The organism is Streptomyces sp. DvalAA-43 (assembly GCF_900091725.1).
GTDB lineage: Bacteria > Actinomycetota > Actinomycetes > Streptomycetales > Streptomycetaceae > Streptomyces > Streptomyces pulveraceus.
The window spans coordinates 521,710-543,400 of the sequence record NZ_FMBW01000044.1 but is presented as its reverse complement, the minus strand read 5'-3'; the positions used below and the strand labels follow the sequence as shown (position 1 = coordinate 543,400).

The window sequence follows — 21,691 nt, the reverse complement described above, 5'->3', positions numbered from 1 at the left end:
CAGCGCCTGCACGCGTCCGCACGGCAAGGTGGCGCCTGTACGCGTCCGCGCGGCGAGGCCACGTGGGCGCGCGCACCGCGCCTCACGCCCCGTAGAACCGCTCCTCCATCACCGCGCGCGCCCGGCGGGTGATCCGTCGGTAGTCGTCCAGCATGTCGCCGACGTGCCCCGGCTCGTATCCCAAGTACCGGCCGACCGCGGTGAGTTCGCGCGGACCGGACGGGAAGGTGTCGCCCGGCCGGCCGCGTACCAGCATCACCGCGTTGCGCACCCGGGTCGCCAGCACCCACGCCTCGTCCAGCGTCTGCGCGTCCTCGCCGGAGATCAGCTCCGCCGCGCACGCCGCGGCCAGCGCCTCGCGGGTGCGGGTCGTCCGCAGTCCGGGCTCCGCCCAGCCGTGCTGCATCTGCATCAGCTGGACCGTCCACTCGACATCGCTCAGCCCGCCGCGCCCCAGCTTGGTGTGGAGCGTCGGATCGGCGCCGCGCGGCAGCCGCTCGGACTCCATCCGGGCCTTGAGGCGCCGGATCTCGCGGATCGCGTCCTCCCCCAGACCCTCCGCCGGATAGCGCAGCGGATCGATCAACTCGATGAAGCCGCGGCCGAGTTCGGCATCGCCCGCGACCGGCTCGGCGCGCAGCAGCGCCTGGCTCTCCCAGACCAGCGACCAGCGCCGGTAGTAGGCCCCGTACGACGCCAGCGTACGCACCAGCGGCCCGCTCCTGCCCTCCGGGCGCAGATCCGCGTCGATGATCAACGGCGGGTCGGCGGTGGGCAGTTGGAGCAGTCGGCGCATCTCGGAGACCACCGCGTTCGCGGCCCGTCCCGCCTCCTGTTCGTCGACCCCCTCGCGCGGCGCGTGGACGAACAGCACATCGGCGTCGGAGCCGTAGCCGAGCTCATGGCCGCCGAACCGGCCCACGCCGATGACCGCGAACCGGGTGGGCAGGGTGTCCCCCCACCGTTCGCGCACGGCGGCGCGCAGGGCGCCCGCGATCGTGGCGGCGTTCAGATCGGTGACCGCGTTGCCCACCCGGTCGACCAGGGCCCCGGGGTCCTCCTCGGCGGGGCGCTCCTCCGTACCGTAGGAGCTGATCAGGTCCGCGGCGGTGGTCCGGAACAGCTCGCGCCGCCGCACTCCGCGCACCACCGCGACGGCGGACTCGGCCCCCTCCGCACGCTTCACCGCGGCCAGGACCTCCTGGTCCAGGTTCTCCCGGGTGCGCGGTTTCAGCCCCTGGGGGTCACCGAGGATCGCCACCGCCTCCGGGGCCCGCAGCAGCAGGTCGGGGGCGAGCCGGCCTGCCGACAGCACCCGGGCGAGGTTCTCCGCTGCGGCGCCCTCGTCCCGCAGCAGCCGCAGGTACCAGGGGGTCTTGCCGAGCGCGTCGGACACCTTGCGGAAGCCGAGCAGCCCGGCGTCCGGGTCCGCGGAGTCCGCGAACCAGCCGAGCAGCACCGGCAGCAGGGTGCGCTGGATGGCGGCCTTGCGGGACACCCCGGAGGACAGCGCCTCCAGGTGCCGGAGCGCGGCGGCGGGATCGGCGTAGCCGAGGGCTTCGAGCCGGTGCCCGGCCGCCTTCGCGCTGAGCCGGGACTCGCCGGGGGCGAGCTGGGCGACGGCGTCGAGCAGCGGCCGGTAGAACAGCTTCTCGTGCAGCCGCCGCACCACGGACGCGTGCCGCTTCCACACCTGGTTGAGCTCGGTGATCGGGTCCGTGCGCATCCCGAGGGAGCGTCCGAGCCGCCGCAGGTCGGCGGCGTCCTCCGGGACCAGATGGGTGCGGCGCATCCGGTAGAGCTGGATGCGGTGCTCCATGGCGCGCAGGAAGCGGTAGGCGTCGTCCAGCTGCGCGGCGTCCACCCGTCCCACGTAGCCGCCTTCGGCGAGGGCGCGCAGGGCCTCCAGCGTGGTGCCGCTGCGCAGGGTGGTGTCGCTGCGGCCATGTACCAACTGGAGCAGCTGTACGGCGAATTCGACGTCCCGCAGCCCGCCGGGGCCGAGCTTGATCTCGCGGTCGACCCGGTCGGCGGGGATGTTGTCGACGACGCGGCGGCGCATCTTCTGCACGTCGGGGACGAAGTGCTCGCGGTCCGCCGCCTGCCAGACGAGCGGTGAGACGGCCTCGACGTACTCCGCGCCGAGCTCGGGGTCGCCGGCCACCGGCCGGGCCTTGAGCAGCGCCTGGAACTCCCAGGTCTTGGCCCAGCGCTGGTAGTACGCGAGATGCGAGGAGAGCGTCCGTACCAGGGGGCCGTTGCGGCCCTCGGGGCGGAGGTTGGCGTCCACCGGCCAGATGGTGCCCTCGACGGTCGTGTCGGAGCAGATCCGCATCATGTGCGCGGCCAGCCGGGTGGCGGCCTGCACGGCCGCGCTCTCCTCGGAGCCGTCGACCGGTTCCGCGACGAAGATGACGTCGACGTCGGAGACGTAGTTCAGCTCGTGCCCACCGCACTTGCCCATCGCGATGACGGCGAGCCGGCACTGCGCGGCGTCGGCGGGTGCGGCCGTACGGGCGATGGCGAGCGCCGCCCGCAGGGTCGCGGTGGCCAGATCGGCCAGTTCGGCGGCGGCCTCGGCGACGTCGGTCGTCCCGCACACGTCGCGGGCCGCTATGGCCAGCAGGCAGCGGCGGTAGGCGACGCGCAGCGAGTCGGGGTCGTCGGCCCCGGCGAGGCCCTGCTCGAATTCGGCCACGCCGGGGTGGAGGTCGGTGGCCTCGTACGTGACGAGGGCCTGCCAGTCGCGGGGGTGGCGGGCGAGGTGGTCGCCGAGCGCCTCGGACGCCCCGAGCACCCCGAGCAGCCGGTCCCGCAGGGGCTTGGCGGTGACGAGGGTGTCCAGCAGGATCTGCCGCTCGTCCGCCTCCTCGGCCTCCACCAGCCGGGCGAGCCCGTGCAGGGCCAGATCGGGGTCTGCGGTGGCGCCGAGCGCTTCGAGCAGCACCGGGTCGGCGCGTACCGATGACAGCTCGGGCAGGTCGAGCAGCCGCTCGGCGGCGGAGGGGTCGGTGAAGCCGTGCCGCAGCAGTCGGGTGAACGTGCTGCTCCTGCGCCCCGGCACCGTCGTCATTCCGTGCTCTCCCGCTCGCCGCTCACACACCATCCAGCGTTCCGAGCCTAGCCCGGCACCGATGAATTCGGAGCGAGTGCGGGGTCTGTACTTCGCAGGCACGATCATTCTCAGGACCACACCGGGAGGCCCCGCATGTCCGGATTCCAACCCTATGCCGAGCTGGACGGCAACTACAGCGACGCGAGCGCGACGGCCTGTCCGTGGCCGGTCGCGAGGGACCTGCTGACCGGGGCGGAGGTGTACTGGCTGTCCACGGTCCGCCCGGACGGCCGCCCGCACGTCACTCCGCTGATCGGGGTGTGGGCGGACGGCGCGCTGCACTTCGCGACCGGCGCCGAGGAGCGCAAGGCCAGGAATCTGGCCGCCAACCCCGAGGTGGTGGTGACCACCGGCAACAACACGATGGGAGAGGGGCTCGACGTGGTGGTCGAGGGCCGGGCGGAACGGGTGCGGGACGACGGCCGGCTGAGCCTGCTGGCCACGGCCTGGGAGGCGAAGTACGGACCGGAGTGGCACTTCGACGTCCGGGACGGCGCATTCGCGAGCGGCGGCCGTTCGGCGCTGGTGTTCCAGGTACGCCCCCGCACGGTGTTCGGTTTCGGCAAGGGCGCCCTCTTCAGCCAGACACGGTGGCGGTTCAGCTGACCCGCCCGGCCGGACGGCCGGGAGGCCGTCCGGCCGGCCGTCCCCGACCCCGGCGGCCCCGGCCGCTCCGGGCCCTGGTCGGCTCAGCCGCCGGACGGAGCCGCCGGGCCCGGCCTGGTCGCGATGACGACGGTGGCGTACAGCTCCTCGGAGCCGACCACCCGCGGGATCAGGCCGCTGCGGGCGACGGTCTCCTCGGCCCGCGCCGCCTGCCGCTCGCTCGTCTCGACCAGCAGATGCCCGCCCGGCGCCAGCCATCGCGGGGCCTCGGCGGCGACCCGGCGCAGGACGTCCAGGCCGTCCGGGCCCCCGTCGAGCGCCACCCGCGGTTCATGGATGCGGGCCTCCGGGGGGAGCAGTCCGACGTCGTCCGTGGGTACGTACGGCACATTGGCGAGCAGGATCTCCACCCGGCCGCGCAACGACCGGGGCAGCGGCTCGAAGAGGTCGCCCTCGTACACCTCGCCCGCCGCGCCGATGTTGCGGCGGGCGCACCGCACGGCGGCGGGTTCGATGTCCGTGGCGTGCAGCTCGACCCGGCCCGGCAGCGCGGCGAGCGCGGCGCCGAGGGCTCCCGAGCCGCAGCACAGGTCGACGACGACCGCTCCGGGCCCGGCGAGCGCGGCGGCCTGCCGGACCAGGAACTCGGTGCGGCGGCGGGGTACGAAGACGCCGGGGTCGACGGCGATCCGCAGACCGCCGAACTCGGCCCAGCCGAGGACGTGTTCCAGGGGGAGACCGGCGACCCGGCGTTCGACCATGGCCGCGAGGGAGGCGGGGTCGGCGGCGGTGGAGACGATCAGTTCCGCCTCGTCCTCGGCGAATACGCAGCCGGCGGCGCGGAGTGCGGTGACGATGGTGGAGACGGCGAGCGGTGATGCGGGAACCGACATGTGCGGAGCCTTTCGGGGAAGCCGATGGGCGCTCCGCGGCCGATTATGTCGGGTCGACCACGCGATCGTGAGGGAGGAGCACCCAGCCTGATACAGCGGTAATGGGTCTCACCTCCTCGGTCGGCCCCCGTGTGGGGATGCGTCACATTACACCGCTCGCCGCACGGGTATCAGCCCGCGGTCCCCGCCACCGCCACCGGTGACGCCCCTCCCTCCACGGCCACCCGGGGCGTGCCCGTCCCGTCCGCGGGAACGGTCCAGACGTCGCTCCCCCGGCCCGACGCGCCGGGCAGCGCGTAGGCGAGCGTGTCGTCGTCCAGCCAGGCCGCCTGGTCGTCGACGCTGTGCCGTTCCGCGAGCGGTGTCTCGCGCATGGTGCGCAGATCGAGGACGTACAGCCGCCAGGGCGCCGCCGGGTCGTCGGAGACCTTCTTCTTGAAGGCGAGCCGGGTGTTGTCGGGTGACAGGGAGGGGCACTCGACGTTCTGCCGCAGCGCCTTCGCCGTCCAGTTCCGCATGTTGCCCTCGACGAGGTAGGTGCGGCCCTTGGTGGAGACGGTCGCGTAGAAGCGGTTGTCGTCGCGGGCGAAGGTCACGCCCCAGTAGTTGACGTCGGGGGCGTGGTAGCGGGCGCCGTCGATGGTGAGCTGGATGTTCTCGATGGACTTGATGAGGTATCCGGTGCGCAGGTCGAGGATGGCGGTGCGGGTGGAGAAGGCGGTGGTGGCGTAGGAGTCGCCGGTGGCGAACACCGTCCAGGAGAGCATCCGCCCGGAGACGGAGACCCGGGCGCGGGTGGGAACGCCCGGCACGGTGATCCGGCGTTTCTCGCGCAGCTGCCGGTCGAGGACGATCGCGTACGTCTTCGGCAGCACCCCCGGCTTGGCGCGCAGGCAGAGCGCGCCGTCGTCGGAGGCGTAGAACCGGTCGCAGGCGGGGCCGCCGGTGGTACGGGCCCCGGCGGTCCGGACGCCCGCGGTACGGGCCCCGGGCGCGCGGGCTCCGGCGAGCGGCTGGTGGGCGACGCGTCCGCTGGCCGTGTCCCGGAAGTACAGCGCGGGCCCGCCGAGGGCGAACGAGGCGTCGGCCTCGGTCCGTTGCCCCTCCGTCCGCTGCCGGGCGTGCATCACGTACCCGACGGAGCCGCCCACCAGGAGCAGCACCGCGGTCACCACGACGGCGATCCGGGCCCGGGGTCCCAGCGGGGTCGCGGTTCTCGGGGAGCCGACGGCACTCATGCGGTCCGCCTTTCGGGGATCTGGGTTCCCGGTTTCCCGGGAGCGGGGGCGTCGACGGGGTTGCGCGGCAGCAGTGCCCAGCCGCCCACGAGGGCGACGAGCAGGGCCGAGAGCGCCGCCCACAGCGCGGGGCCGGCCCCCCACAGGGTCCAGGCGGCGCCGAAGCCCGCCGCGGCGAGCATCCTGGCCAGTGCCTGGCCGGTCTGGAGCACGGCGAGTCCGGCCGCCCTGCCGTCGGCGGGGAGCACGGGTCCGGCGAGCGCCATCAGCACCCCGTCGGTGGTGGCGTAGAAGACGCCGAGCAGGGCGAGGACGGGCACCAGGAGCAGCGGGGCCGGGCCGCCGACGGGGGCGAGCAGTGTGGCGTACACGCCGAGCAGCGCGAGGTGTCCGTAGAGGAACGGCAGCCGTCTGCCGACCCGGTCGGCGATCCGGCCTGCCGGTATGGCCAGCAGCAGGTAGCACGCCGCGGCGCCTAGCGGCAGCAGCGGGAACCAGCTGACGGGGAGGTCGAGCCGTTGCTGGAGCAGGAGGTAGACGAAGGCGTCGCCGACGGTGGCGGCACCGAGCAGGGAGGCCGCCGCGAGGATCCGCCGGAAGGCGGGGTCGTGGAGCGCCCCGAACGCCTTGCGCCCGCGGGGGGCCGGGATCAGGGGCGGCGGGGCCGGCTGGTGCGCGGGAACGTAGAGCACCAGGAGCAGCACCCCGAGCAGGCCGACGCAGAAGCTGACGACGAACACCGCGTCGTAGGCGTCGGCGGTCGCCCAGAGCAGGGCGAACGCGGCGAGCGGACCGAGCAGGGCGCCGGTGGTGTCCATCGCCCGGTGCACGCCGAAGGACCGGCCGAGCGCCTCGGGCGGGCTGCTCAGGGTGATCAGCGCGTCGCGGGGTGCCGTGCGGATGCCCTTGCCGACCCGGTCGGTGGCGAGGGCGGCCGCGATCCCGGCGGTGGCGCCGCCCGCGAGCAGCAGGCCGATCCGGGAGAGTGCGGAGAGCGCGTAGCCGAGTCCGGCGACGCGTTTGTGTCCGCGGCCGCGGTCGGCGGCGTATCCGCCGAGCAGCCGCACGATGGCGGCGGCACCGTTGAACAGGCCGTCCAGGAAGCCGAATTGGAGGGGTGAGAGACCGAGTCCGAGGACCAGGTAGAGCGGCAGCACCGCGGTGACCATCTCGGAGGAGACGTCCGTGACGAGGCTGACCGTGCCGAGTGCGAGGACGGTGCCGGGGACGCGCCGGCCCGCCCCGCCGCTGCGGGGCGGGGCCGGCGTGTCCCGGCGGCCTGTGGTCGCCAGGTACATCAGTGGCAGGTGTACTTCGGGCTGGTGTCCTTGGTCTTGCCGTCGGTGCCGACGTAGTCCCAGCTGTAGCCGGTGTCGGTGAAGTTCATCTTCAGGACGCCGTATTCACCGCTGATCCGCTTCTGGCTGTTCGGCTGGACCTCCTCGATCGGGTAGGGCTCGGCGCCGCCCATCCCGCCGACGATCTCGGTGATCCCGTCCGCGACGGCCTTTCCGTCGGGGTTCTGCGGGGCGAACCGCTCGTAGTGGTGGTCGTGTCCGTTGAGCACGAGGTCGGCCTTGGCGCCGTAGAGGATCTTCCAGACGGGCCTGCTGACCGGGTCGTTGCCGTGTCCGCCCGAGGAGTACAGCGGGTGGTGCCAGTACGCGGCGATGCACGCCTTGCTGTTCTTGGCGATGTCGGCCTTGAGCCAGTCGATCTGCGCGCTCTTGTCGAAGGAGTTGGAGTCGAGGGCGATGAAGTGCCAGTTGCCCTCGTCGAAGCTGTAGTAGGTCTTGCCCTGGGGGTACGCGATGGCCCCGAAGTAGGCCTTGTAGCCGGCCAGTGACCCGGCCGGGTCGTACGTCTCGTGGTTGCCCGGCACCGGACGCGTCTTGTCCTTGAAGGCGCCCCAGGTCTTGTCGTAGTAGGCGCGGAAGTCGGAGATCCGGGCGTCGTCGTACTGGCTGTCGCCCATCGTCAGATAGAACTTCGGGTTGATCTTCTGGGCCAGCGCCGCGGTCTTGGGGTGGGCGCAGCCGCTGTCGGACGCGGTGCACTGGGCGGCGATGTCACCCGCGGCGACCACGGTGAAGCCTCCGGTCTGCGGGGGCTCGCTGCCGGGGGTTCCGTACACCTCCATCTCGTAGAGCGAGTAGCCGTAGGCGGTGCCGCGCGCGGTGCCGTACACGCGCAGGTAGCGGCCCTTGCCGGAGAGGGAGGCCCAGTCGTCGGTGCCGCCGTTCCCGGCCGTTTCGTCGGCGAGCCGGGTCCAGTTGGTGTTGTCGGGGGAGATCTCGATCCGGTACGCCTTGGCGTAGGCGTCCTCCCAGTTCAGCTTCACCCGGGTGACCTCGGCGCCGGCGCCGAGGTCGACGGCGAGCCACTGCGGGTCCTTGCCCTCGACGCTCGCCCAGCGGGTGGCCGGGTCGCCGTCGAAGGCGTTCTGCGGTCCGAGGTCGGAACTTTCGTCGGAGGAGGCGGTGGCGGTCCTGCCGCGCGAGATGAGGGGGTCGGCGGCTGCGCCGGCCCGTTCCGGGTAGGCGAGCAACAGGCCGCCGACGAGGACGAGTACGGCGGCGACGACCACGCCCACCGTACGGCGCCGCGTGGGCGTGAGGAGCAAAGCTGAGCCGTTCGGGTGCATCCCTGGACTCCTGGCCTTGTGGGGGTGGCGAGAGCTGGGCATCGGTGCGTGTGACCCCGCACCCTGCCCGCGCACGGGCGGGAGGACGGGGTCGTGGTGGCCGGGCCAGAGCTCTCACTGAGCGCGTCATACCCGAGCGGCGGGCACCGCGCCGAGCCACCGCCGGGAATGCTAGCGAACAGGAAACTTTCCTACCAGTCCCCCAACTGGCTTCGTTCCACGGCCCGTTCGGCCACCGGTTCGACACCGGCCGGCGGCCGGACGCACTCCGGGCCGGAGGCATACCGCCTCCGGCCCGGATCGTCGCCGCGTCACCGCGATGTGGTCACAGCACCGGCAGCAGCGCCTTCAGCTCGAAGGCGGTGACCTCGCTGCGGTACTCCTCCCACTCCTGCTTCTTGTTGCGGAGGAAGAAGTCGAAGACGTGCTCGCCGAGCGTCTCGGCGACCAGTTCGCTCTTCTCCATCAGCGCGATGGCCTCGCCCAGGTTCTGCGGCAGCGGCTCGATGCCCATGGCGCGGCGCTCCGCGTCGGACAGGGCCCAGACGTCGTCGTCGGCGCCGGCCGGGAGTTCGTAGCCCTCCTCTATGCCCTTGAGGCCCGCGGCGAGGAGCACCGCGTACGTCAGGTAGGGGTTGGCGCCGGAGTCGATGGAGCGGACCTCCACGCGGGCGGATCCGGTCTTGCCGGGCTTGTACATCGGGACGCGGATGAGCGCGGAGCGGTTGTTGTGGCCCCAGCAGATGTACGAGGGGGCCTCGCCGCCGGCGCCCGCGGCGCGGGAGGAGCCGCCCCAGATGCGCTTGTAGGAGTTGACCCACTGGTTGGTGACGGCGGAGATCTCCGCCGCGTGGGTGAGCAGACCGGCGATGAAGGAGCGGCCGACCTTGGAGAGCTGGTACTCGGCGCCCGACTCGTAGAAGGCGTTGCGGTCGCCCTCGAAGAGGGAGAGGTGGGTGTGCATGCCCGAGCCGGGGTACTCGGAGAACGGCTTCGGCATGAAGGTCGCCTGGACGCCCTGCTCCAGCGCGACCTGCTTCATCACCAGGCGGAAGGTCATGATGTTGTCGGCGGTGGAGAGCGCGTCCGCGTACCGCAGGTCGATCTCCTGCTGGCCGGGGGCGCCCTCGTGGTGGCTGAACTCGACCGAGATGCCCATGGATTCGAGCATGGTGATCGCCTGGCGGCGGAAGTCCATGCCGACGTTCTGCGGGGTGTGGTCGAAGTAGCCGGAGCTGTCGGCCGGGGTGGGGCGGCTGCCGTCGACCGGCTTGTCCTTCAGCAGGAAGAACTCGATCTCCGGGTGGGTGTAGAAGGTGAAGCCCAGGTCGGAGGTCCTGGCGAGGATGCGCTTGAGGACGTAGCGGGGGTCGGCGAAGGACGGCGAGCCGTCGGGCATCAGGATGTCGCAGAACATCCGGGCCGTGCCCGGGGCCTCCGCCCGCCACGGCAGGATCTGGAACGTGCCCGGGTCCGGCTTGGCGATCATGTCGGACTCGTACACCCGGGCGAAGCCCTCGATGGCCGAGCCGTCGAAGCCGATGCCCTCGTCAAACGCCTGTTCCAGCTCGGCGGGGGCCACGGCGACGGATTTGAGGTAGCCGAGGACATCGGTGAACCACAGCCGTACGAAGCGGATGTCGCGCTCCTCAAGCGTCCTGAGGACGAATTCCTGCTGCTTGTCCATAGCCACATCCTTGCAGTTCAGACGGTCCGTGCACCACCGCCCGGGGTAGGGGAGGAACTCCAGTATCACGACCCGGGATTTCACCCAGATTACGCACACGGAGTGAGATGGAGCACCCGGCCACCCACTACGATCGGCGCCCATGGCGCGCAGGGGGTGGAGCGGTTTCGCCACGGCCCCGCGCAGGCCTGTTCTTCCAGGGTCCCTCCTCGGGACCCTGCCTGTATCCGGGCGGGAGGCCCCGGCCCTCCGCCCTCCGTTCCCGCCCCTTCCCAGAAGGACCTGACGACATGAGTCTCGACCCCAGGACCCCCATGGCTCAGCAGCACGACGCCCACCGCGCGCGGCAGCGTCGCGACCGTGCCCTGGCCATAAGCCTGAGCGTGCTCGTCGTCGTGGGCCTGGTCGGCTTCGGCTCGTATCTGTTGCTGGAGAAGTCCGAGGCGTCCGACCAGAATCGGGCCGCCGCCCCGGCCGAGGACGCCAAGGCGCCCTCGGAGGAGCCGGTGAAGCCCGCCGACGGGCCGATCGCGGGGCTGCGGACGTGGGACGCGACGAAGCTGACCCGCAACCACGTCACCGGGAACGTCACGTACCCGATGAAGCCGCCGGTCGGGGGTGACCACAACCCCGTTTGGATGAACTGCGACGGCGAGGTCTACAAGAAGGCCCTCCCCGATGTGAACGCCGTGCACTCGCTGGAGCACGGATCGGTGTGGGTGACGTACACGGACAAGGCCCCGGAAGCCGATGTGGCGAAGCTCGCCGAGCGGGTCGGGCGGACGCCGTACTCGCTGATGAGCCCGTACGAGGGCCAGTCCGGGGCGATCATGCTGACCGCCTGGGGCAACCAGGTGACGGTGGACGGCGCCGACGACCCACGGGTCGGCCGGTTCTTCTCGAAGTTCGTGCAGGGCCCGCAGACACCCGAGCCCGGTGCGACGTGCACGGGCGGGCTGGGGACGCCGTGACCGCGGTGAGGCGCGTCCGGCGCGTCGAGTGGGTGGCGGGCTCCGCCGTGGTGCTGGCGCTGCTGTTCGCGGGGGTGGCGACGGTCGCCTCCGCGCGCGGCGACGGGGACGGGGCGGACCGCGTGGCGGCCGCGCCGCGCACGCCCTCGGTGGACTCGGCGGACGCCGGTTTCGCCCGCGACATGGCGGTCCACCACCAGCAGGCCGTGGAGATGTCCTTCATCGTGCGCGACCGCACGAAGGACGAGGAGGTACGCCGTCTCGCGTACGACATCGCCAATACGCAGGCCAACCAGCGCGGCATGCTGCTCGGCTGGCTGGATCTGTGGGAGCTGCCGAAGGCGGCCTCCGGGCAGGAGCCGATGGACTGGATGGCGGCCGGGCACGCGGGGCACTCGACGCAGGGCACGGACGGGATGGACGGCATGGAGGGGATGGGGAGCGGCTACCGGCCCCATGACGGCTCACTCATGCCCGGCATGGCCACCAGGACCGAGCTCGACCGGCTCCGGACGGCGAACGGCAGGGCGGCCGAGGTGCTGTACCTCCAGCTGATGACCGACCACCACAAGGGCGGCATCGACATGGCCCGCGGCTGCGCCCGGCTGTGCACGGTCGGGGCGGAGCGACGGCTCGCCCGGGGGATGGTCGAGGCCCAGCAGTCGGAGCTGGACGCGATGGCCCACATGCTGGCCGCGCGAGGGGCCGCACCCCGGTCCTGAGAGATTCCCGCCGGGCCGCAGGTGCACCCGAACGGGTGATAGCGGTCGCGTCCCCCGAACGGGCCCATGACGATGGGTTCGCTCGGGGTCGTACAGCATGCCCATCGGCACGCAGGAGGAATCCCTCATGACCACTGCCAAGGACATCATGCACACCGGGGCCACATGGATCCCCGCGCACGAGACCCTCGACCGGGCCGCGCAGCTGATGCGCGACCACAAGGTCGGGGCGCTGCCCATCTCGGCCAACGGCGAGCAGGACCGGATGATCGGCATCCTCACGGACCGCGACATCGTGGTCGGCTGTGTGGCCATGGGCCACGATCCGTCGAAGATGACGGCGGGCGACCTCGCCCACGGCACGCCGCGCTGGATCGACGCGGAGGCGGAGGTGGAGACGGTGCTGGAGGAGATGCAGACACACCGCATCCGCCGGCTTCCGGTGGTCGAGAACAAGATGCTGATCGGCATGATCAGCGAGGCCGATCTGGCTCAGCACCTCAGCGACGAGCAGATCGCCGGCTGGGCGGCGAAGGTCTACGCGCACGGCTGACCCCGCCGCCGTACGGCCCTGCGGCCACGGCCCGTCACCACGGCCCGGCCCCCTGTGTCCGAGGGGTGCCGGGCCGTCACGCGGCCCCGGCGCCGGGGCCGTACGGACGCGGTCGCGGGACGCGCGACGGCTCCGCGCGCGGGTGATACCCGGCGGGGGTAGTGTGCTCGTCATGACCCTGAGTGGACGTATGACATACGGACGGTCGCCACTGTCCGCCTCGCTGATATAGGAGGGGCGCGCCTCCCCCTCCCCCAGCAGACCGACCCGCCGAAACACATTTCGAGGTGCACTCCGTCATGCGTACTCCACCCACCCGACGCGCCGTGCTCGGCGCCGCTGTCGCCACCGCCGGTTCGGCGGTACTGGCCGGCTGCTCCGACGATTCCGGCACGGGCCGCGGCGGCCGGACGACCGAAGGCGCGAGCGCCGGTGGTACGGGCCGCGGCAGCGCGAACCGCGGGGGCTCCTCCCCCGGCGGGCGATCCAAGGGCGAGTACGTCTCCCCCGACGGGCCGGAGGTCGCCGCGGCCGAGACCGCGCGGGGTTCGGGCCCGCTGCGGAAGGTGAGCCTCGTCGCCGCCCCGGCCCGGCTCGAACTGGGCGCCGGGATCACCGTCGACTCCTGGGCGTACGACGGCCGGCTGCCCGGCAAGGAGCTGCGGGTCACCGTCGGCGACACCCTGGCGCTCACCCTGGCCAACAACCTCCCCGCGGAAACGTCACTGCACTGGCACGGCCTCAATGTGCGCAACGACATGGACGGCGTGCCCGAGGTGACCCAGGCGCCCATCGGGCCCAAGACCGAGTACTCCTACCGATTCACCGTGCCGCACCCCGGAACGTTCTGGTTCCACCCGCACACGGGCGTCCAGCAGGACCGGGGACTGTACGCGCCCCTGATCGTGGACGACCCGAAGGAGCCCCTCAAGTACGACAAGGAGTGGGTCGTCGTCCTGGACGACTGGGTCGACGGGGTGGCCGGCTCGACGCCCGACTCGGTGCTGAACGAGCTGAGCGGCGGCCGGGGCGGCATGGGCCACGGCATGAGCCACGGCGCGGGCGGGCACGGCGCGCCCGGGAAGCCCGCCAAGTCCAACGGCGGGAAGCCCCTCAGCGGGCCCTCGCGGCTGGAGAAGAACTCGTACAGCAGACTGCTCGACAGCCACGGGGGCGATGTCGCCTATCCGTACTACCTGATCAACGGCCGCGTACCGAAGGCTCCCACCACCTTCGACGCCAAGCCCGGCGAGCGCATCCGGCTGCGCATCGTCAACGCGGGCGGCGACACCGCCTTCCGGGTGGCGCTCGGCGGCCACAAGATGACGATCACCCACACCGACGGCTACCCGGTCCAGCACACCACGACCGACGCCCTGCTGCTCGGCATGGGCGAGCGGTACGACGTGGTGGTCACCGCGGGCGACGGGGTCTTCCCGCTGACCGCGCTGGCGGAGGGCAAGAACGCCACGGCGCTGGCCCTGCTCCGCACCGGGAAGGGGACGGCCCCCGCCGCGACCGTCCGTCCCAAGGAGCTGGACGGCCGGCTGGTCGAGGCGCACGAGCTGATGCCGGACCCGTCCGTGGAGCTGTCCCGGCGCGAGCCCGACCGGATCCGCCGGTTCAAGCTGACCGGCAACATGCGGGCGTACAACTGGGCCTTCGACCACGACCCGTACAACCCCCACCAGCGCCACCCGGTGCGGGCGGGCGAGCGGGTCAGACTGGAGTTCTACAACGCCACGGAGATGTGGCACCCGATCCATCTGCACGGGCACTCCTTCGGCGTGGTCGGCCCGGCCGGGCGGCGCCACCAGGCCACCGAGCGGGGCCGGGCCCACTGGGCGCGCAAGGACACCACGATCGTCCGGCCGAACAGCTCGCTGGCCGTCGAGTTCGACGCGAACAACCCGGGGCTGTGGATGCTGCACTGCCACAACATCTACCACTCGGACATGGGCATGATGACGGTCCTCGGCTACCTCACCTGACCCGCCCCGGCCCGGTCCTCGCGGCCCGCGGACGGGATTCCGCGGCCCGCGAGGACATTGCGTCAGTCAGACGATTACACTGGTGCGCGTGCCTCAACTACGTCTCGCACTGAATCAGATCGACTCGACCGTCGGTGATCTCGCCGGCAACTCCGAGGCGATCGTCCACTGGACCCGGCACTCCGCCGAGCAGGGCGCCCACCTGGTGGCGTTCCCGGAGATGGCGCTGACCGGCTACCCCGTCGAGGACCTGGCCCTGCGCCCGTCCTTCGTCGAGGCCTCGCGGCAGGCGCTGCGCGCGCTCGCCGCCCGGCTCGACGCGGAGGGCTTCGGGGAGCTGCCGGTGGTGGTCGGCTACCTCGACCGCTCCGAGACGGCCCAGCCCCGCTACGGCCAGCCCGCCGGCTCCCCGCAGAACGCCGCCGCGGTGCTGCACCGCGGACGGGTCGCGCTGACCTTCGCCAAGCACCATCTGCCCAACTACGGCGTCTTCGACGAGTTCCGGTACTTCGTGCCGGGCGACTCGATGCCGGTCGTGCGGGTGCACGGTGTGGACGTGGCGCTCGCGATCTGCGAGGACCTCTGGCAGGACGGCGGCCGGGTGCCGGCCGCGCGGGCCGCCGGCGCCGGGCTGCTGCTGTCGATCAACGCCTCGCCGTACGAGCGGGACAAGGACGACACCCGGCTGGAACTGGTCCGCAAGCGGGCCCAGGAGGCGGGCTGCACCACCGCGTACCTGGCGATGATCGGCGGCCAGGACGAGCTGGTCTTCGACGGCGACTCGATCGTCGTCGACCGGGACGGCGAAGTGATCGCCCGTGCCCCGCAGTTCGCCGAGGGCAGCGTCGTGCTCGACCTGGAGCTGCCCGCGGCCGCCGCCGAGCCGCCGTCCGGGGTCGTCAACGACGGACTGCGGATCGACCACGTGGTCCTCTCCGAGGAGCCCCTCGCGGCCTACCCGGCGGAGCTGACCGGCGGGTACGCGGAGCGGCTGGACGACGACGAGGAGCTCTACTCGGCGCTGGTCGTGGGCCTGCGGGCGTACGCGGCCAAGAACGGCTTCAGCAGTGTGCTGATCGGGCTCTCCGGCGGAATCGACTCGGCGCTGGTCGCCGCGATCGCCTGCGACGCGCTGGGCGCGCAGAACGTGTACGGCATCTCGATGCCGTCGAAGTACTCCTCGGACCACTCCAAGGGCGACGCGGCCGAACTGGCCCGCCGTACCGGGCTGAACTTCCGCACCGTGCCGATCGAGCCGATGTTCGACGCGTACATGGGCTCGCTGGGGCTCTCCGGTCTCGCCGAGGAGAACCTCCAGGCGAGGCTGCGCGGCACGATGCTGATGGCGGTCTCCAACCAGGAGGGCCAGATCGTCCTCGCGCCGGGCAACAAGTCCGAGCTCGCGGTCGGCTACTCGACGCTGTACGGCGACGCGGTCGGGGCGTACGGCCCGATCAAGGACGTCTACAAGACGTCGGTCTTCCGCCTCGCGAAGTGGCGCAACCGGGCCGCCGAGGAGCGCGGGCAGACCCCGCCGATCCCGGAGGCGTCCATCACCAAGCCGCCCAGCGCCGAACTGCGCCCCGGCCAGGTCGACACGGACTCGCTGCCCGACTACGACGTACTGGACCGGATCCTGGAGCTGTACGTCGACCGGGACCAGGGCCTGGCCGAGATCGTCGCGGCCGGGTTCGACGAGGCTCTGGTGGCGAAGACCCTGCGGATGGTGGACACGGCGGAGTACAAGCGGCGCCAGTACCCGCCGGGCACGAAGATCTCCCCGAAGGGCTTCGGCAAGGACCGGCGGCTGCCGATCACCAACCGGTGGCGCGAGTCGGCCTGAGCGGTGCGCGGGCGCGGTGACCGGGCGGACCGGTCACCGCGCCGTCGCGTTCCGGCGTATGCGCCTTTCGGCGTTCTGGCGCATACGCTTTTCGCGTCCCGGCGTGCGTCCGGCGCGCACCGCGTCCCGGTGTTTCAGCGCGCGTCCACCGGGGCGTCCTCCCGCGCGGGCCGCACGTCCGCACGGGCCACCACCCTCGACGTGCCCGGCGTACGCTCCCGGTCCAGCAGACCCGCGATGACCGCCACCGCCAGGCCCACGACCGCGAGGGCCGCGCCGACCGGGGCCGGGGAGGTCCACCCCCAGCCGGCCGCGATCGCGGCGCCGCCCAGCCACGCGCCGCCCGCGTTGGCGAGGTTGAACGCGGAGTGGTTGGAGGCGGACGCCAGGGTCGGGGCGTCCTTGGCCTTGTTCATGACCAGCATCTGGAGCGGTGTGGTCGTCATGAAGCCGACCCCGCCGAGCAGCACCACCAGCACCGGCGCGGCCCACCGCACCTGGACGGCGAACGGGAAGACGGCGAGGACGACGGCGAGCGCGCCGAGCGATCCGTACAGCGTCGGCCGCAGTGCCCGGTCGGTGAGCGGTCCCGCCGCGAGTGCGCCGAGGGTCATGCCGATGCCGAAGAGCGCGAGCACCGGCGTCACCGCGGACTCGCCGAAACCCATCACCTCGGTCGTCATGGACGAGAGGTAGGAGTACACCGCGAAGACCCCGGCGAAGCCGAACACGGCGGTGAGCAGGCCGAGCAGCACCTGACGGTCGCCGAGGGCGCGCAGTTCCCGGCCCAGGCCCTGGTGGGCGTCGAGGGGCACCTGCGGTACGAGCCGGGCGAGCGCCGCCAGTGCGCAGAGCCCGATCGCCGCGACGACCAGGAACGTGGCCCGCCAGCCGAGGTGCTGGCCGAGCAGGGTGGCCGCCGGGACGCCGACGACATTGGCGACGGTGAGCCCGAGGAACATGGTGGCCACGGCCCGCGCCCGGCGTCCCTCCGGGACCAGCCGGGCCGCGACGACCGCGCCGACGCCGAAGAACGCCCCGTGCGGCAGTCCGGCCAGGAACCGGCCGCCGAGCAGCCAGCCGAAGCCGGGGGCGACGGCGGAGGCGAGGTTGCCGACCGTGAAGAGGGCCATCAGCAACAGGAGCATCCGCTTGCGCGGGATCCGGGAGCCGACGGCGGTGAGCAGCGGGGCTCCCACCACGACACCGATCGCGTACGCCGAGACGAGGTGGCCGGCGGTGGGTACGGAGGTGCCCAGGTCGTCCGCGACCTCGGGCAGCAGCCCCATCATCACGAACTCCGTGGTGCCGATGCCGAAGGCGCTCACCGCGAGTGCGAGCAGGGCCAGGGGCATGAGGAGAGACCTTTCCGCAGGGACGCCGGGCCCGCCCCGGCCGGGCACGGCCGATGGACGGAAGGCACGGGAGGGAACCGGGCGGGACGGCGCGCGGCCGGTCCGGCGCCGTTGCCGGACGCCCTTGGTTCCCGAGCGGAACAAATTCTCTCAGACGGTCGGGTCCCGCGGGTGAACGGACCGTTTCGTCAGCGTTCGCACCCGGTGGCGGAACGGCTCACCGCGTCACAGCTCCACGCGGGCCACGAGCGGCAAGTGGTCGCTCTCCGTCGCCGCGAGGGTCCACGAGGACATCGGCTCGACGCCCTTGACCAGGATCTGGTCGATCCGCGCCATCGGGAAGGAGGCCGGCCAGCTGAAGCCGAAGCCGTCGCCGGCCGCGCCCTGGGTGGAGCGCATCTGGGCGGTGACGCCGTTCAGCGCGCGGTCGTTCATCGTGCCGTTGAGGTCGCCGAGCAGGATCACCTTGCCGAGCCGCTCGTCGGAGATGGCCTCGCCCAGGGCGTCGGCGCTGTCGTCGCGCTGGTTGGCGGTGAATCCGGCGTGCAGCTTGACGCGTACGGAGGGCAGATGGGCCACGTAGACGGCGACCTTGCCCTTCGGGGTCGTCACCGTGGAGCGCATCGCCCGGGTCCAGCCCATCTTGATGTCGACCGGCCTGGTGCCGCTCATCGGGTACTTGCTCCACAGACCGACGGTGCCCTGCACCGAGTGGTACGGGTAGCGGTCGGCGAGCGCCGCCTTGTACGCCGCCACCTTGCCGCTCGGCAGCTCCTCCAGGGCGATGACGTCGGCGCCGGAGTCCGCGACCGTGCGGGCGGTGCCCTTGGGGTCGGGGTTGTCGGCGTTGACGTTGTGGGTGGCCACGGTGAGGTCGCCGCCGCTGCCGGACTTGTCGGTGAGCAGGCCGCCGAAGACGTTGAACCAGACCACGACCGGCAGCAGCAGGGCGATCAGCGCGGTCGCCGAGCGGCGCACCAGGCCGAGGACCAGCAGCAGCGGGACGAACACCCCGATCCACGGCAGGAACGTCTCGGAGAGGCTGCCCAGGTTGCCGATGGTGTTGGGGATCCTGGCGTGGAAGGCCATCACGAGGGTGAGGAGGACCGAGCAGAGCGCGAGGACGATGCCGCGCCGCCAGATGCCCGGGTCGCGGGTCCACCGGTCGCGCAGGTCCCGGAGGCGGGATCCCGATCCGGCGCGCTCCGGTTCCGGCTCCGCGCGGTCGTTCCCGGTGTCCGCTCCGTACGCCTGCACCATCGCGTTGTCCTCACTGCCTTGCCGTGCATGTCGCCGCGCCCACGACCCTAGGCGATGAGCGGCGTGTTTCGTGCCGTCGACGACGGCCGTACTGCCACGAGGACGAAGGGCGGGGTGCCGCGGGTTCCTGCCGGGCGGGGTCCGCCGGGGCTTGTGACAGAACGATCACACTCGGAAGGCTCCGGTTCCGCTTACGCGGCAGGTCCGGTTCCGCTTCCGTGGCGGGGCTGGTTCCGCCGGTGCAGAGGGCCTGGTTCCGCTTACCTGTACGGGCGCGTCAGGGACCGGCCGCCGGGCGGGGCGCCAGGCCCTCCACCAGGACCTGGACGATGCGGTCGGCGAGATCCTCGGGGAGCGGCGCGTCGGGCCGGTGGATGGTGCGTACGAGCATGGGGCCCAGGAACAGGTCGTCCATCAGCCCCACGTCCAGGTCCGCGCGGAGTTCACCGGCGTCGACCGCGCGCTGCACGGCGGCCAGCATGGCGATGCGGCGGGGCGCGATGACATTGCAGTGGTACTCCGCCCACAGCTTGGGGTGGCTCTTCATCTGCGCGAAGACGTTGTGCAGCAGGGCCGAGGAGCGCTGGGCCAGGCCGCGTCTGCGCAGTGATTCCAGCAGCAGCCGCAGGTCGGCGAGGCCGGCGGTGCCGGAGACGACGGGTTCTGGCGGCTCCATGTCCCTCAGGACGTCGACGAAGAGCTCTTCCTTGCCGCTCCACCGCCGGTAGATCGTCGCCTTGCCGACCCCCGCGGTCCTGGCTATCCGCTCGATGGACAGGGCCGCCAGCGGCTCGCCGGCCTCCAGCAGCTCGACGACGGCGTCCAGGATCGCCCGCTCGGCCGCCGCGCTGCGCGGCCGGCCCCTGCGCGGTTCCGGTTCTTCCTGGACCGGGCGGTCCCGGTCCTGCACCTGCGCCTGTACCCGCACGTCGTTCCGCCTCTCGCCGCACCGTCCGACCGCCGTCCCGATTCTCGCCGACGGTGGGGGTGGCTCCGCGCGCCGCCCCCGGGGCCCGGGGTCCGCCCGGTTCTCCCAGGGGCGGCGCTCTCCGTTCTTCCGGGCCGCCGGTCTCAGCGGCCCGCCCCCGCAGCGCGCACCGACCGGTCGCCCTCGCCGGATCCGCCGGGCGCCCCTTCCGCGGCGGGCCTCCCCGGCAGGAACAGCGCGACCACGAGGGCGCCCACCAGGGCGATGGTCGCCGAGCCGACGGCGGTGACGTGCATGGCCTTCAGGAACGCGTCGTTGGCCGAGGCGACCAGCGGGGCGCCCGCCGGGCCCATCTTCTCCGCGATGCCGAGCGTGGCCTCGATCGACTCCCCCGCCGCCTGTCTGGCACCGGCCGGGACCGCGCCGAGGTGTCCCTCGATGTCGCCCCGGTAGACGGTGGAGAGCACCGAGCCGAGCACGGCGACCCCGAGCGCCCCGCCGACCTGCCGGAAGGTGTTGTTGACGGCCGACCCGGAACCGGCCTTCTCGCGGGGCAGCGCCTGCATCACCGCGACGGTGACCGGCGTCATCACATGGGCCATGCCCGTGCCCTGGATGAAGAACAGCAGACAGAGCACCCAGACCGGTGTGGTGTCGTCGAAGAGCGCGAACGAGGCCAGTCCGGCCGCGACCAGCAGCATGCCGACGGTGCAGGTGACGCGGGCGCCGAAACGGTCGACGAGCAGCCGGGCCCGGGGCGCGAAGATCATCTGGGAGGCGGCCAGCGGCAGGAGCATCAGCCCCGCCTGGAGGGCGCTCCAGCCACGCACGCTCTGCATGTAGAACGCGGAGAAGAAGGTCACCCCCATCAGCGCGAAGAAGACCAGCGCTATGGCGGCGACGGCCGCGGCGAACGACGGCTCCTTGAAGTACGTGATGTCGATGGCCGGGTGGCTGCTGCGCTTCTCGTGCCAGACGAACCCGGCCAGGACGAGCAGGCCGCCGATGCTCGACAGGAGCACGACGGGGTCGGTGAAGTCGGCGAGCTGGCCGCCGCGGATGATGCCGTACACCAGCAGCACCAGGCCGACGATGGAGAGCAGGACGCCGAGCGGGTCGGTCCGGCCCGGGTTCGGGTCCCTGGAGTCCGGGACCAGCAGCACCATCGCGATCAGCGCCACGATCACCACGGGCACGTTGACCAGGAAGATGGAGCCCCACCAGAAGTGTTCGAGCAGCAGCCCGCCGGTGATCGGACCGATCGCGATGGCCACACCGACGCTGCCCGCCCATATGCCGATGGCCCTGGGCTGCTCGTCGCGCTCGAAGACGTTCATCAGGACGGCGAGGGTGGCCGGCATGACGAACGCGGCGCCGAACCCCATGAGGGCGCGCCAGGTGATCAGCTGGGCGGGCGAGCCGGACATGGCGGCCAGCGCGGAGCCCGTCCCGAAGAGCAGGATGCCGAAGAGCAGCACCTTCTTGCGGCCGATGCGGTCGCCGAGCAGGCCCGCGGTGAACAGGAGCCCAGCGAAGACCAGGGTGTAGGCGTTGATCGCCCACTCCAGCTGGCTCTGGGTGGCCCCGAGTCCCGTGGGTGCGGGGCTGGCGATGGTCTTGACCGCGACGTTCAGGATCGAGTTGTCCAGCACGACGATGAGCAGGCTGAACATCAGGACGACGAGGATCGCCCAGCGGCGACGGTGGACCGCCTCCGGGATCTGGGATTCGGCAGCGCGAGCACCTGACGGTATCGACATGGCAGGAGCTTATCCGATTTCGATACGAGACCGTCTCGTATTGGAAATACCCGGCCGCCACGTTCGGGAAGTACCCAACCGCTCCGCATTGCCCGGCCGCGGACGCCTTCCGGCCCTGTCCGCAC

16 protein-coding genes are annotated in these 21,691 nt (G+C 72.2%); 6 read left to right on the top strand and 10 right to left on the bottom strand.

Annotated elements, in window-relative coordinates; translation table 11 throughout:
• Positions 1 to 82: 82 nt before the first annotated feature.
• The gene (locus tag GA0115234_RS19270; protein WP_093543245.1) at positions 83 to 3,073 is read right to left on the bottom strand and encodes a bifunctional [glutamine synthetase] adenylyltransferase/[glutamine synthetase]-adenylyl-L-tyrosine phosphorylase; all 2,991 of its coding nucleotides are present in this window, start codon (positions 3,071 to 3,073) and stop codon (positions 83 to 85) included.
• A gap of 135 nt (positions 3,074 to 3,208) precedes the next feature.
• Between GA0115234_RS19270 and GA0115234_RS19265 the strand changes: the two genes are divergently transcribed.
• Positions 3,209 to 3,721, top strand: a complete 513-nt coding sequence (locus GA0115234_RS19265) for a pyridoxamine 5'-phosphate oxidase family protein (protein WP_093543243.1) — start codon at positions 3,209 to 3,211, stop codon at positions 3,719 to 3,721.
• 83 nt (positions 3,722 to 3,804) lie between these two features.
• On the opposite strand, the gene GA0115234_RS19260 is transcribed toward GA0115234_RS19265, so the two are convergent.
• The 5 genes from GA0115234_RS19260 to glnA form a co-directional block, all read right to left on the bottom strand.
• Complete coding sequence (locus GA0115234_RS19260) at positions 3,805 to 4,614, bottom strand: putative protein N(5)-glutamine methyltransferase (protein WP_093543241.1); 810 nt, start codon at positions 4,612 to 4,614, stop codon at positions 3,805 to 3,807.
• A gap of 170 nt (positions 4,615 to 4,784) precedes the next feature.
• Positions 4,785 to 5,852 carry a hypothetical protein gene (locus GA0115234_RS19255; protein ID WP_093543239.1) on the bottom strand — a complete coding sequence of 356 codons (1,068 nt, stop codon included), beginning with the start codon at positions 5,850 to 5,852 and terminating at the stop codon, positions 4,785 to 4,787.
• Positions 5,849 to 7,150: an MFS transporter gene (locus tag GA0115234_RS19250; RefSeq protein ID WP_093543237.1), complete on the bottom strand. Its 1,302-nt coding sequence runs from the start codon at positions 7,148 to 7,150 to the stop codon at positions 5,849 to 5,851. Before GA0115234_RS19250 ends, GA0115234_RS19255 begins: the two co-directional genes overlap by 4 nt.
• Positions 7,150 to 8,496 carry a discoidin domain-containing protein gene (locus GA0115234_RS19245; RefSeq protein ID WP_093543235.1) on the bottom strand — a complete coding sequence of 449 codons (1,347 nt, stop codon included), beginning with the start codon at positions 8,494 to 8,496 and terminating at the stop codon, positions 7,150 to 7,152. The genes GA0115234_RS19250 and GA0115234_RS19245 overlap by 1 nt, the downstream gene beginning before the upstream one ends.
• 325 nt (positions 8,497 to 8,821) lie before the next feature.
• Positions 8,822 to 10,183, bottom strand: coding sequence for a type I glutamate--ammonia ligase (gene glnA, locus GA0115234_RS19240; protein ID WP_093543233.1), 1,362 nt, complete (start codon positions 10,181 to 10,183; stop codon positions 8,822 to 8,824).
• A 290-nt stretch (positions 10,184 to 10,473) separates the two neighbouring features.
• Here glnA and GA0115234_RS19235 point away from each other — a divergent pair, with 290 nt between their 5' ends.
• The 5 genes from GA0115234_RS19235 (at position 10,474) to GA0115234_RS19215 (ending at position 16,263) form a co-directional block, all read left to right on the top strand.
• Complete coding sequence (locus GA0115234_RS19235; RefSeq protein WP_093543231.1) at positions 10,474 to 11,154, top strand: DUF3105 domain-containing protein; 681 nt, start codon at positions 10,474 to 10,476, stop codon at positions 11,152 to 11,154.
• Positions 11,151 to 11,876 carry a DUF305 domain-containing protein gene (locus GA0115234_RS19230; protein WP_256088751.1) on the top strand — a complete coding sequence of 242 codons (726 nt, stop codon included), beginning with the start codon at positions 11,151 to 11,153 and terminating at the stop codon, positions 11,874 to 11,876. The genes GA0115234_RS19235 and GA0115234_RS19230 overlap by 4 nt, the downstream gene beginning before the upstream one ends.
• Before the next feature lie 127 nt (positions 11,877 to 12,003).
• Positions 12,004 to 12,429 carry a CBS domain-containing protein gene (locus tag GA0115234_RS19225; RefSeq protein ID WP_093543412.1) on the top strand — a complete coding sequence of 142 codons (426 nt, stop codon included), beginning with the start codon at positions 12,004 to 12,006 and terminating at the stop codon, positions 12,427 to 12,429.
• Between the two features lie 299 nt (positions 12,430 to 12,728).
• The gene (locus GA0115234_RS19220; RefSeq protein WP_093543229.1) at positions 12,729 to 14,420 is read left to right on the top strand and encodes a multicopper oxidase family protein; all 1,692 of its coding nucleotides are present in this window, start codon (positions 12,729 to 12,731) and stop codon (positions 14,418 to 14,420) included.
• A gap of 88 nt (positions 14,421 to 14,508) precedes the next feature.
• The gene (locus GA0115234_RS19215; protein ID WP_093543410.1) at positions 14,509 to 16,263 is read left to right on the top strand and encodes an NAD+ synthase; all 1,755 of its coding nucleotides are present in this window, start codon (positions 14,509 to 14,511) and stop codon (positions 16,261 to 16,263) included.
• Between the two features lie 134 nt (positions 16,264 to 16,397).
• Here the strand turns inward: GA0115234_RS19215 and GA0115234_RS19210 are convergent, their stop codons facing one another.
• From GA0115234_RS19210 to GA0115234_RS19195, 4 genes are all read right to left on the bottom strand, one after another.
• The gene (locus GA0115234_RS19210; protein ID WP_093543227.1) at positions 16,398 to 17,618 is read right to left on the bottom strand and encodes an MFS transporter; all 1,221 of its coding nucleotides are present in this window, start codon (positions 17,616 to 17,618) and stop codon (positions 16,398 to 16,400) included.
• A gap of 225 nt (positions 17,619 to 17,843) precedes the next feature.
• Positions 17,844 to 18,878, bottom strand: coding sequence for an endonuclease/exonuclease/phosphatase family protein (locus tag GA0115234_RS19205; RefSeq protein ID WP_093543225.1), 1,035 nt, complete (start codon positions 18,876 to 18,878; stop codon positions 17,844 to 17,846).
• A 277-nt stretch (positions 18,879 to 19,155) separates the two neighbouring features.
• Entirely contained in the window at positions 19,156 to 19,806 is a 651-nt protein-coding gene (locus GA0115234_RS19200) for a TetR/AcrR family transcriptional regulator (RefSeq protein WP_093543223.1), read from the bottom strand.
• A gap of 143 nt (positions 19,807 to 19,949) precedes the next feature.
• Positions 19,950 to 21,566, bottom strand: coding sequence for an MFS transporter (locus GA0115234_RS19195; protein WP_093543221.1), 1,617 nt, complete (start codon positions 21,564 to 21,566; stop codon positions 19,950 to 19,952).
• Between the last annotated feature and the right edge of the window lie 125 nt (positions 21,567 to 21,691).